13 protein-coding genes are annotated in these 11,977 nt (G+C 66.9%); all 13 read right to left on the reverse strand.

Annotated elements, in window-relative coordinates:
- Positions 1-5: 5 nt before the first annotated feature.
- The 13 genes from C998_RS0103540 to C998_RS0103600 all read right to left on the reverse strand — a co-directional run bounded on the left by C998_RS0103540 (position 6) and on the right by C998_RS0103600 (position 11,915).
- Complete coding sequence (locus C998_RS0103540) at positions 6-767, reverse strand: RNA polymerase sigma factor FliA (protein WP_018869474.1); 762 nt, start codon at positions 765-767, stop codon at positions 6-8.
- Positions 764-1,588, reverse strand: coding sequence for a MinD/ParA family protein (locus tag C998_RS0103545; protein ID WP_019570004.1), 825 nt, complete (start codon positions 1,586-1,588; stop codon positions 764-766). The genes C998_RS0103540 and C998_RS0103545 overlap by 4 nt, the downstream gene beginning before the upstream one ends.
- Entirely contained in the window at positions 1,572-2,978 is a 1,407-nt protein-coding gene (flhF, locus tag C998_RS0103550; protein WP_081617408.1) for a flagellar biosynthesis protein FlhF, read from the reverse strand. Before flhF ends, C998_RS0103545 begins: the two co-directional genes overlap by 17 nt.
- Positions 2,979-3,033: 55 nt before the next feature.
- Positions 3,034-5,133, reverse strand: coding sequence for a flagellar biosynthesis protein FlhA (gene flhA / locus C998_RS0103555; protein WP_018869477.1), 2,100 nt, complete (start codon positions 5,131-5,133; stop codon positions 3,034-3,036).
- Entirely contained in the window at positions 5,130-6,290 is a 1,161-nt protein-coding gene (flhB, locus tag C998_RS0103560; protein WP_018869478.1) for a flagellar biosynthesis protein FlhB, read from the reverse strand. The genes flhA and flhB overlap by 4 nt, the downstream gene beginning before the upstream one ends.
- A gap of 1 nt (position 6,291) precedes the next feature.
- Positions 6,292-7,044, reverse strand: coding sequence for a flagellar biosynthetic protein FliR (fliR, locus tag C998_RS0103565; protein WP_038081646.1), 753 nt, complete (start codon positions 7,042-7,044; stop codon positions 6,292-6,294).
- A gap of 29 nt (positions 7,045-7,073) precedes the next feature.
- Positions 7,074-7,343, reverse strand: a complete 270-nt coding sequence (gene fliQ / locus C998_RS0103570; RefSeq protein ID WP_018869480.1) for a flagellar biosynthesis protein FliQ — start codon at positions 7,341-7,343, stop codon at positions 7,074-7,076.
- A gap of 9 nt (positions 7,344-7,352) precedes the next feature.
- The gene (gene fliP / locus C998_RS0103575; RefSeq protein WP_018869481.1) at positions 7,353-8,108 is read right to left on the reverse strand and encodes a flagellar type III secretion system pore protein FliP; all 756 of its coding nucleotides are present in this window, start codon (positions 8,106-8,108) and stop codon (positions 7,353-7,355) included.
- Positions 8,105-8,539: a flagellar biosynthetic protein FliO gene (gene fliO, locus C998_RS0103580; protein WP_018869482.1), complete on the reverse strand. Its 435-nt coding sequence runs from the start codon at positions 8,537-8,539 to the stop codon at positions 8,105-8,107. The genes fliP and fliO overlap by 4 nt, the downstream gene beginning before the upstream one ends.
- A gap of 2 nt (positions 8,540-8,541) precedes the next feature.
- Positions 8,542-9,135: a flagellar motor switch protein FliN gene (fliN, locus tag C998_RS0103585; RefSeq protein WP_018869483.1), complete on the reverse strand. Its 594-nt coding sequence runs from the start codon at positions 9,133-9,135 to the stop codon at positions 8,542-8,544.
- 16 nt (positions 9,136-9,151) lie between these two features.
- Positions 9,152-10,129 carry a flagellar motor switch protein FliM gene (gene fliM, locus C998_RS0103590; protein WP_018869484.1) on the reverse strand — a complete coding sequence of 326 codons (978 nt, stop codon included), beginning with the start codon at positions 10,127-10,129 and terminating at the stop codon, positions 9,152-9,154.
- Positions 10,130-10,139: 10 nt separating this feature from the next.
- Complete coding sequence (gene fliL, locus C998_RS0103595) at positions 10,140-10,619, reverse strand: flagellar basal body-associated protein FliL (RefSeq protein WP_018869485.1); 480 nt, start codon at positions 10,617-10,619, stop codon at positions 10,140-10,142.
- Positions 10,620-10,829: 210 nt separating this feature from the next.
- Positions 10,830-11,915 carry a flagellar hook-length control protein FliK gene (locus C998_RS0103600; RefSeq protein WP_018869486.1) on the reverse strand — a complete coding sequence of 362 codons (1,086 nt, stop codon included), beginning with the start codon at positions 11,913-11,915 and terminating at the stop codon, positions 10,830-10,832.
- Positions 11,916-11,977 lie beyond the last annotated feature (62 nt).

Raw genomic sequence — 11,977 nt, forward strand, 5'->3', positions numbered from 1 at the left:
GAACCTTAGAATATCTGCAGGGACTCGACGTCTTCGAGCCACGAGCCCAGACGCGCCCGCAGACGGTGCACCGCCTGGCTGCGGATCTGGCTGACGCGCGATTCGGTCACGTCCAGCACGGCACCGATCTCGCGCAGGTTGAGTTCTTCGGTGTAGTACAGGTTGAGCACCAGTCGTTCACGCTCGGGCAGATCGCCCAGTGCGCCGGCCAGTTCCTCGCGGAACTCCCCGGCCTCGATGCGCCGCGACGGGGACTGCTCCTGCCCTTCCAGCACGCGATCCGCCTCGCCCTCCGGGCCGCCCACCTCGTCCAGCGCGAACAGATGGGCACCGGCGTGATCATCCAGCATCTGGTAGTAGGTTTCCACCGGGACGCCCAGCTCCTCGGCGATCTCCGGGGCGCGGGCGGCGCGGCCCTCGCGGGCCTCCACCGTCTGCATCGCCTCGGAGATCCGCCGGCTGTTGCGGTGCACCGAGCGCGGCGTCCAGTCGCTGCGACGCAGCTCGTCGATCATCGCCCCGCGGATGCGGATCCCGGCGTAGGTGGCGAAGGTCGCCCCCTGGCCGCCTTCGAACTGCCGCGCGGCCTCGATCAGCCCCACCATGCCCGCCTGCACCAGGTCATCCACCTGAACCGAGGCCGGCAGCCGGGCCATCAGGTGATGGGCGATCCGATTCACCAGCTCGACGTGGTCCGCGACCAGCTGGTCCGGTCCGCCGGTCCCCGCCCGGGCGTATCCTGCAAGTCTGTTCTTTGGCGTGTTCATGCGCTTTGCAGCATCCTTTCGACGAAGAACCCAACTCCCCCGCTGGCGCCGCGGGCCACCGGCCAGCCGTCGACCTTGCGCGCCAGCTCGAGGAACGCCCGTCCCGCCGGGCTGCCCGGGGACTGCTGCACCACCGGCGCCCGTTTCTGCACCGCCTGGCGCAGGGCATCATCCAGCGGAATCACGCCCACCAGATCCAGTATGACCTCCGGCAGATAGGTGGAACAAACCGCCTGCAGCTTCTGCATCACCCGTTCCGCCCCGGCTCGGCCCTGCACCATGTTCGCGACCACGCGGAACCGGTTCACGCCATGATCCCGATGCAGGACCTTGATCAGCGCATAGGCGTCGGTCATCGATGCCGGCTCGTCGGTGACCACCACCAGGGTCTCCTGCACGGCCTGACAGAAACTGGTCACCGACTCCTGCAACCCGGCCGCGGTATCCACCACCAGTACGTCCAGCGGTCGCGTATACATGCTGAAGGCCTGGATCAGACCGTGATGTTCCGGCCGGCTCAGGTTGGCCATGGTCGCGATCCCGGACGCGGAAGGCACCACGCGGATTCCCTCCGGGCCCTCGATGATCACGTCTTCCAGATCCTCGACGTCCCCGGTCACCAGGTCGTGCAGCGTCCGCTGCGGACGCAGGCCCAGCAGTACATCGACATTCGCGAGCCCCAGATCCGCATCGAACAGCATGACCTCGCGTCCCAGACGGGCCAGTCCGACCGACAGGTTGACCGAGACATTGGTCTTGCCGACCCCGCCCTTGCCCGAGGCCACCGCGACCACCTTCAGGGGCTTAGTGTTGTGTGACATGACGTCCCTTCAGCACCGGTTGAATCATTTCCAGCGGGGCGGGCTCCTCGCCCGCGGCCGGCTCGTCCGCGGATCGCGGTCGCCGCGCCTCGCGTTCCGTCGCCTGGCGCCGCCGCCAGGCCTGCATCGCCTCGTCGACCCAGGCATCGGCCGCCCCGTGCTCGGGTTCCTCCTGTAGCGCCAGGCGGGTCAGATGTCCGGTATCCACGCGATGGAAGTCCTCGGCGATGCGCTGGCCGTCGCTCATGAACGCAACACCCAGCGGCTGGTCCAGCAGTACCGAAAGCACCTCGCCCAGCTGTTCCGCCTCGTCCAGCTTGGTCAGTACCAGGGCCGAGGGTTCCGTGGGGGCAAATGCCTCCAGCACCCGCCGCAGGGCCATCCCCTGGGTGGTGGCCGCGATCACCAGCCAGGTCTCCGCGCGCACGTCGGCGGGCATGTCCGTCAGCAGGGGTTCGCGCGGGGCGGTACGCGGCGACTGTCCGGCGGTATCCACCAGGATCAGGTGCCCGCTGCCCGCCGAGCGCCGCGCCATCTCGCGCAGCTCGGCCTCCGTCTCCACCACACGCACCGCGGTTCCCGCCATCTGGCCGAAGGCCTGCAACTGCCGCGTCGCGCCGATGCGCTGCGCGTCCATGGTGACCAGGGTGACCGAATCCGGCCCCATGCGGCGGATCTGGCGCAGTGCAATCCGGGCAATGGTGGTGGTCTTGCCGACCCCGGTCGGTCCCTCCAGCGCGAGCACCCCGCCCTCGTCGAGGATCGAGGCGCGCGCGGTGACGATGGCACCCGACAGGCGTGCCCGCAGGCGCTCCCATGCCTCCTCCGAGCTGTGATCGTCGAGGATGCTGCCGGCCAGGCTGCGCGCCAGCGGCTCGCGGAAGCCCAGATCCATCAGCCGCGCCTTGCATTCGGCCGCCAGTGGATGCCGCGCCGCCCAGCGGGCCTGCTCGTTCTCTTCGTACTGCCGCGTCAGCAGACTGCGCAGATCCCGCAGTTCCTGACGCATCGCGGACACCTCGGGGTCGGTGGGCCATTGCGGGGCCGGCCGCTGCCGGGACCCGGCAGCCGATCCCCCGCCGGCGGAAGCCGCCGCGGGCTCCGGCGCGCGCGAGTGCTCACCACGTGGCGCCGATTCATCGCGCACACCCTGGCGCATCGATTCCCGGGCGGAGCGTGCCCCGCTGCCGGCGTCGTCCTGCCGCGGGGCACCCCGGCCGTCACCCTCTGCCGTTCCGGCGGGCTCCTCGCCGCCATCGAGGGCCGCGACCACCTCCAGCCAGCCGTCGACCCGGCGGCTGGACAGGATCACGGCGTCCTCGCCCTGCTCCTCGCGGACCTGGCGCATCGCGTCGCGCATGTCCCGTGCCCGGTATCGTCTGACATTCATCGTTCGCTCTCCCGCCGATCGTTGACTGGTGCTTCAGGCCATGCCCGTTCGCACATCACGCCGACTTCTTGTCTGCTTCATCCTGTCCCACCGTGGCCACCACCCGGATCCGCCGGTTGTCCGGGATCTCGGTGAATGCGAGGACGGTCAGGTTGCGCACCGCGCCCCGCAGCCACCCGGCGATCCAGGAGCGGATTTCCGGGGCCACCACCAGCACCGCCGGCTGTCCCGCCGCCTCCTGACGCTGGGCGGCCTCGCCCACCGATCGTTGCAGGCGTTCGGCCAGGCCCGGCTCCAGTCCGACGGTGTCGCCATTGCTGCCCTGCAGAGACTTATGCAAAAGCTGTTCCAACGAGGGGTCGAGGGCGATCAGGGGCAGCTCCTCCTCCGGTCCCACCAGGTCCTGGACGATGGAGCGCGACAGGGCGACCCGGACTGCGGCGGTCAAAGTGCCGGGATCCTGACTCTTGGCACCCTCCTCTGCCAGGGTTTCGGCGATCGTGCGCAGATCGCGGATGGAGACCTGTTCGGCCAGCAGGTTCTGCAGCACCTTCAGGATCACGCTCAGCGACAGCGTCTTCGGCACCAGGTTTTCCACCAGCTTGGGCGAACGCTGCGCCAGCTGGTCCAGCAGGTGCTGGGCCTCCTCGTGGCCGATCAGCCGGTGCGCGTTCTCGCGGAACACCTGCGACAGATGGGTCGCGATCACCGTGGACACGTCCACCACGGTGTACCCCGCCCCCTGCGCCTGTTCGCGGTTCTCCGGGTCGATCCACAGGGCATCCAGGTTGAACGTCGGATCCTTGGTCGGCGTCCCCGGTACCTCGCCGAAGACCTCGCCCGGGTTGATCGCCAGCTCCTTGTCCGGGAACACCTCGGCCTCGGCGACGGTCACGCCCAGCAGGGCGATGCGGTAGGTGTTCGGACTCAGTTCGAGGTTGTCGCGGATATGCACCGGCTGCAGCAGGAAGCCCAGCTCCTGCGACAGCTTGCGGCGCACGCCCTTGATCCGCCCCATCAGCTGCCCGTCCTGGGTCCGGTCCACTAGCGGGATCAGGCGGTAGCCGACCTCCAGCGACACCAGGTCCACCGGCGGCACGTCTTCCCAGGACAGCTCGCGGTTCTCCGGCGAGGGTTCCTGTTCGGCCTCCGGCAGACGCTCCACCTCGGCCGCCTCCTCGCGACGCTGGCGCGACATCAGATAGCCACCCCCGGCGGCCAGCGAGGCCAGGCCGAGGAACACCGCATTGGGCATCCCCGGCACCATGCCCAGCGATGCGATCACCCCGCCGACCACGTACATCACGCGCGGGTTGGAGAACATCTGCCCGACCACCTGCTGGCCCATGTCCTGGGTGGTGGACACCCGCGTCACGATGATGGCCGTGGCCGAGGACAGCACCAGCGACGGGATCTGCGCGACCAGCCCGTCGCCAATGGTCAGCAACACATAGTTGGTGGCGGCATCGCCGATCGACATCCCGTGCTGCAGGGCGCCGATGGTCAGTCCGCCGATGATGTTCACGAACAGGATCAGGATCCCGGCGATGGCGTCGCCGCGCACGAACTTCGAGGCCCCGTCCATGGAACCGTAGAAGTCGGCCTCCTGGGCGATCTCGTCACGCCGCCGGCGCGCCTCTTCCTGCGTCAGAAGCCCGGCATTGAGGTCGGCGTCGATCGCCATCTGCTTGCCCGGCATCGAATCCAGGGTAAAGCGGGCGCTGACCTCCGACACGCGCCCCGCCCCCTTGGTCACCACCACGAAGTTGATGATGATCAGGATCGCGAACACCACCAGGCCGACCGCGTAGTTGCCGCCGACCACGAAGTCGCCGAAGGCCTGGATGACCTGCCCGGCCGCGTCCGTCCCGGTGTGCCCTTCCAGCAGGATCACCCGGGTGGAGGCGATGTTCAGCGCCAGACGCAGGAGCGTGGCCACCAGCAGTACCGTGGGAAACACCGCGAATTCCAGCGGCCGCGGGGTGTACACCGCGACCATGATCACCACCAGCGACAGCGCAATGTTGAAGGTGAACAGCACGTCCAGCGCCACCGGCGGCAGCGGCAGCACCATCATCGACAGCATCGCGATCAGCAGCAGCGGGGCGCCCAGCCCCCAGCGGCCCATGCCGCTCAGGCGATCGAGGAAGCTCATGCGTCATCCTCCCGGCGCCGGCCGTGGCGTCCCTGGTGGGGATCGAGATATTCGTCCGGCACCGGCAGGTCGTCCGGCATGTCCACGCCCTGGTCGGCCCGCTTGAGCTGATACACGTAGGCGAGGATGCGCGCCACGGCCACGAACAGCCCGTCGGGAATCTCGCGGTCGAGGTCGGTGGTGAAATAGAGCGCGCGCGCCACCTTCGGCGCCTCGACCCGGATGATCTCGTGCTCGTCGGCGATCTCGCGGATATTCGCCGCGACCTCGTCGACGCCCTTGGCCACCACCTTCGGCGCCGACATCTTCGAGGCCTCGTAGACGATCGCCACGGCATAGTGCGTGGGGTTGGTGATCACCACGTCGGCCTTCGGCACCTCTTCCATCATCCGGCGCTGGGCCATTTCCTGCTGTTGCTGGCGGATCTTCTGCTTGACCTCGGGCTTGCCGTCGGTCTCCTTGTACTCGTCCTTGAGCTCCTGCCGCGTCATCCGCAGCTGCTTCTGGTGATTCCACATCTGGAACGGCGCGTCGATCGCCGCGACGATGATCAGCGCCGCCGACACCGCGATGAAGGTGCCGAGCGCGATCTGGGCCGCATGCGACACGCCCTGGTGCAGTGGCTCGTAGCCCAGTCCCAGGAGACGGTCGGAGAAGGTCCACAGGGTCAGCATCGCGACCGTGCCGACCAGCGTGAACTTGGCGAGGGTCTTGCCGAACTCCATCAGCCCCTGCCAGGAAAAGATCCGCTGCAGGCCCTTGATCGGGTTCAGCTTCGACGCCTTGGGCGCCGCCGCCTGCCAGGAGAAATTGGCGCCGCCGATCAGGATGGGCGCCATCACGGCCGCCACCATCAGGATCCCGAACAGTGGCAGCAGTGCCATCAGCGTCTGAAAGATCTGATCGGCCAGGTACGGCAGCAGCAGATCCGGGTCATGGGCCAGTTTCGGCTCGAAATCCAGGCGCGCGCGGGTCTGGTTGGCCAGCTGCCCGCCGAGGGTAGGCCCGAAGAACAGCATGAAGATCCCGGCGGTGATCAGCACCAGAAAGGTCGACAACTCCCGCGAGCGCGGGACCTGACCCTTCTCGCGCGCCTCGCGGAGCCGTTTCTGGGTTGGCTCTTCGGTTTTTTCCTGTCCGTTCTCGTTCTCGGCCATGTCAGAACCCCAGCAGGACCTGCATCAGTCCGAAACCTTCCATGGCCAGCTCGCCCACGCGCTCGGGCAGCCCGGGCAGGATCAGCAGCAGGAGGACGAAGCCCATCAGGATCATCATCGGGAACCCGACGGCGAAGATGTTGAGCTGAGGGGAGGCCCGCGTGATGACCCCCATGGAGATGTTCACCACCAGCAGCGAGGCGACTGCGGGCAGCGCCACCAGCACCGCCCCGGCAAACATCGTCTGGCCGAACAGCGCCACCTGCATGAAGGCCTCCGCATCCAGTCCGGACGGCGCGACCGGCATGGTCTCGAAGCTCGCCAGCAGCAGCTCGAACAGGATCAGATGGCCGTTCAGGGCGAGAAAGATCAGCGTCGCCATGGTCACGAACACCGTGGAGATCACCGGTACCTGAATGCCCTGCGCCGGATCCATGACCGAGGCGAAGCCCAGCCCCATCGACAGGGCCACCACCTCCCCCGCCTGCGTCAGTGCGGAGAACACCAGCTGCAGGATGAAACCCATGGTCAGGCCGATCAGGACCTGATGCAGGGTCACGATCGCCCCCTCCAGGCTGATCGGATCCACCTCGGGCAGGGCGGGCTCCTGCATCGCCACCACCACCGCCAGCACCAGCGCCAGGCCCATGCGCATGCGCGCGTTCAGCTGGTCGCCGCCGAAGATCGGCATGACCACCAGCATCGCGCCAATCCGGGCCAGCGGCCACATCACTGCGGCCACCCACACCAGCATCTGGTCGGTGCTGAACTCCACGAGGCCCCCTAGCCCACCATTCCCGGCGCGTTCTCGTACAGGCGCTCGGTGAACTCGATCACCAGCGACAGCATCCAGTGTCCGCTGATCAGCAGCGCGGCGAACATCGCCAGCAGCTTGGGAATGAACGACAGGGTCATTTCCTGGATCTGGGTCGCCGCCTGCAGCATGCCGATCGCCAGGCCCACGGCCAGCGCCGTCAGCAGCGGCGGCGCCGCCAGCAGGACCACCACCATCAGCGTCTCGCGCCCGATATCCACGACCGTTTCGGGTGTCATCCGCCTCTCCTAAACAAAAAAGCTGGTTGCCAGCGTGTTCATCAGCAGGGCCCAGCCGTCCACCAGCACGAACAGCATCACCTTGAACGGCAGCGAGATGATCAGCGGCGACAGCATCACCATGCCCATCGACATCAGCACCGAGGCCACCACCAGATCGATGATCAGGAACGGGATCAGGATCAGGAAGCCGATCTGGAACGCCGTCTTCAGCTCACTGGTCACGAACGACGGCACCAGCAGCGACAGCGGGATGTCGTCCGGATCCTCGAAGCCGTCGATGCCGTTGATCTCCGCGAACATGCGCAGATCGCTTTCGCGGGTCTGCTCCAGCATGAAACCCCGCAGCGGCTGGATACCCGTTTCCAGGGCCTCTTCGGTGCCGATCTCCTCGGCCAGGTAGGGCTCCACCGCCACCTCGTGGATCTCTTCGAACACCGGCGCCATCACGAACAGCGTGAGAAAGAACGCCAGCCCGATCAGGATCTGGTTGGACGGTGTCTGGGACGTGCCCAGGCCCTGGCGCAGGATCGCCAGCACGATCAGGATCCGGGTGAAGGCGGTCATCATGATCAGGGCCGCCGGCAGCAGGGTCAGCAGCGTCATCAGCACGAGGATCTGCAGGGTCACCGACCAGGTCTCCCCGCCGTCCTCGTCCGTGGTGATGGTCACCGCCTCGATGCCCTGCCCCACCTGCGCGCCGGCCAGGCCGGGCAGCAGCCACAGCCCCAGCAGCAGCCAGGGGAAATAGCTCCGCAGACTCACGACTCCTGACCTCCCCCGCCGGCGCGGCGCGAACGTACCGCGCGTTTGAGCACGCCGGAAAAATCGGGGCCTTCGCCGCCGGCGGGCACCTCGACCGGCGTCTCCATGGTGTGCAGCGTCCGGATCCCCGAGGGCGCCACGCCGATCAGCACCTGTTCATCACCCACGCGAACCAGCATCAGCCGTTCACGGGCACCCACCGAGCGGACCGACTGAACATCGATCATCTGCCGACCGTGGCCCACGCTCCCCTGGGTACGCCGGAGCACCCAGGCCAGCACCACGATCGCCACGATCACGATCATCAGGCCGCCGATCAGCTGCGTCAGGTAGGCCGCGGCGTTCATTGCCCCGCCGTCCTCGTCGGCCAGGGCGCCGGCCGGCAGCAGCGCCAGCAGCCAGAGCGATCCGGGAAGAACACGCGAGAACATGGCTATTTCAGCTTCCGGATGCGTTCGCTGGGGCTGATCACGTCGGTCAGACGGATCCCGAATTTCTCGTTCACCACCACCACCTCGCCGTGGGCGATCAGGGTCCCGTTGACCAGCACGTCCAGCGGCTCGCCGGCCAGGCGTTCCAGTTCCACCACCGAACCCTGGTTGAGCTGGAGCAGGTTACGGATCGGAATGCGGGTGCGGCCGATCTCCATGGAGATGGTCACCGGCACGTCCAGCACCATGTCCAGATTCACGTCTTCTTCTTCGCCGTCCCCGGAATCGGTCAGTTCCTCCGGTTCCAGTGGCTGCGCATTCGGATCCGGCTTGTGCTTGCGTTCCCGCTCACCCCCGGCAGCCGCCTTGCTGCGACCGCCGGTGCCGCTGGCCGCTGCGCTGGCCGCGTCGCTCTCGTGCGAATTGGACTGCGCCTGGGCCAGCAGTGCGTCGGGGTCCTCCGCCTCGGCCTCGGAGCTGTCATCCTGCTCCGCCAGGGCCGCGGCCCATTCATCGGCCAGGGCATCCTGATCCACCGATTCCTCGCCGTCGCCCTGTTCGGTTTCCTGATCCGGACGCTTGTCGTCGTCTGCCATCGTCCTGTCCTCTTGCCTATCGTTGTGCGCGACCGTTGATCTTGATCGCGTTCTGGCCGTTCGAGACCCCGAACTTGCCGCGCAGCAGCGGGATATCCTCGACCTTCAGAGTGACTTCTTCGGGGATGTCCACCGGAATGATGTCGCCCGGCTTGATGTCCAGCAGCTCCTGCACGGTGACCTCCGCCTCGGTGAGCACCGAGGCGATCTCCACGTCCGCGTCCTGAACCTCTTCCCGCAGGGCGTTCATCCAGCGCTGATCGACATCGGAGCGATCCGACTGGATACCGGTATCCAGCTGCTCGCGGATCGGTTCGATCATCGAATACGGCAGGGTCACGTGGAGATTGCCGCCGCCGCCATCCAGCTCGATGTGGAATTCGTTGATCACCACGATCTCGGTGGGGCTCACGATGTTCGCGAACTGGGGATTGACCTCGGAGTTGAGGAACTCGAAGTCGATGTCCATGACCGGCTCCCAGGCCTTGGTCATGTCCTCGAACGCGCCCTCGAGGATGCTGTGCACCACCCGCATCTCCATCGGGGTGAAGTCACGGCCCTCGATGCGGGTATAGAAGCGCCCGTCGCCGCCGAAGAAGTTGTCCACCAGGATGAACACCAGCTTGGGGTCGAACACGAACAGGCCGGTGCCGTGCAGCGGATGCGCACGCACCAGGTTCAGGCTGGTGGGCACGAACAGCGAGTGCATGTACTCGGAAAACTTGGTCAGCCGGGTGCCGCTGACCGAGATCTCGGCCGAACGCCGCAGCATGTTGAACAGTCTCACGCGCAGGTGCCGCGCAAATCGCTCGTTGATCATCTCGAGCGTGGGCATGCGCCCGCGCACGATCCGGTCCTGGGTGGCGAAATTGAACTCGCGCGCCTGACCGTCGCTGGGGAACTCTTCCTCCTCGGTCTCGACGTCACCGGCATCGACGCCGTGCAGCAGCGCGTCGATCTCGTCCTGGCTCAGGATGTCGGTTTGCTGTGCCATGACGCGCGCCTTACTGCATGACCAGTTCGGTGAACACCACGCGCTCCAGATCGGAGGGCGCTTCGCGCGACTCCAGGATCGCACGGACGGTGGCCGTCAGATCCTCCGCCAGCGCTTCCTTGCCTTCCCGCGTGTTCAGCTCGGTATATTCCTGATCCGAGAGGACGCCGAGGATGTCGTTGCGGACTACGGGCAGGTGATCTTCCACGGCTTCCAGGACCGCCGGGTCGGTGGACACCAGACCGATCTGCACGCGCAGGAACTGCACGCTTCCCGGGGCATCGATGTTCACCGTCATGGGATCGAGCGACGAATAGTGGCGCTCGGGCGGCTGATCTTCCGCCATTTCGTCAGCGTCCTGCGACAGCAGGAACCAGGCGGCCGCGCCCCCGCCGCCGGCGAGCAGAACCGCAACGACCAGGAGGATGATGATCATCCATTTCCTGCCGCCGCCCCCCTTGTTCTCCAGTTCGACTTCCTTCTCCGCCATGACACACCCGCATTGCGTGGATTCGCTGCCGGAACCCAAGCAAGCGCGGTGCCATGAATCATTACTTTTTTATAAACAGGGAGTTGAATCCATCTGAGGGGGTGTGGTGCGTTATCCGGAGGATCGAGCGCCCGGCGTATGCGTCAACGAACCGGACGCTCCATCGATGGAGAAGTCGAGATTCTGGCGGCCGGCCTGCCGGAACGGACCTCAGGCAAACAGGTCCACCCGCCGGTTGAGGAAGGAAAGGGTGCTGCCGGGGGCGACGGGACCTTCTTCGTCGTCGCTCTCTTCGCCCTCCGCACCCGTGGCGACGCCGGGTTCATCCCCGCTCCCGTAACCGTCGCCGGCCATCTCGGTATCCGCGGAATCGTCCGGCGGTTCATCCGAAACCGAGGCATCGGCAAGTTCGAGCCCGCTGTCGGCGAGACTGTCACGCAGGCGCGGCATTGCCGCTTCCAGCACCTCACGGGTCACGGGGTTGGTACTGAAGAACTGTACACTGGCACGGTCCCCCTCCATGCTGACCCGCACATCCAGGACCCCCAGCTGAGGCGGATGCAGTTTCATCTCGGTGCGCCCGCCGCGGGCCTGCGCCATCATCTGGATCTGCTCCGCGAGCTGGCGATCGCCCGAAGTCTGCAGCAGGCGGGTCAGATCCAGCCGCATCCCGCCGCCCCGCGCACCCTCGGCATCGGAGGCCTGGGCTGCCGGCTGGGCCAGTGCCTGGGCATTCTCACGGCCGCTGCGCGCCGATTCCGAGGCCTGCGTCAGCCACTGGGCCAGGACCTCGGTGGTCCCTTCACGCGAGCCACCGCCGGTCAGCGCCCCGGGAGCCAGTTCCTGCAGCCGCGACCCCGGGTTCTGCCCTTCCGGACCGGTCTGCAGGAACAGGCGCATCAGGGAAACCGGGATGCCGTCGCCCGCCGCTCCGGACCCGGGCCCGTCTTCCAGCAGACTGCGCAGCTCGCGGCCGTCGATTTCTCCGTCACCTTCCTCGCCGGTCAGCCAGCCGGGCGGCAATTGCATGCCGTCCACAGCGGTCAGATCCTGCCCCTGCAGGAGATCCTGGAACCGCTGGATCAGTCCTTCCAGATCCAGCTCGGCCAGCTCGGAATCATCCACCCCGAGCGCGCCCAGCATCGCTTCCAGCTGCGGGCGGAGTGCCTTCAGGAAACCGTCTTCCCCGCCTTTTCCCTTGTCTTTCAATTCCTTGAGCCGATCCATGCCCTCGCCGCCGTCGAGCAGCTGTGCCAGCGCTCCCAGCCCCTGTCCCGATGCCTGTGCTGCGATCATGTCCCGTCCTCGCCTGTTGCGCGCACCGCGCGCGTCCGCCCCTGCGGGGTCTGCGTATCCAT

Source organism: Thioalkalivibrio sp. ALgr3 (genome assembly GCF_000377325.1).
Lineage (GTDB): Bacteria > Pseudomonadota > Gammaproteobacteria > Ectothiorhodospirales > Ectothiorhodospiraceae > Thioalkalivibrio.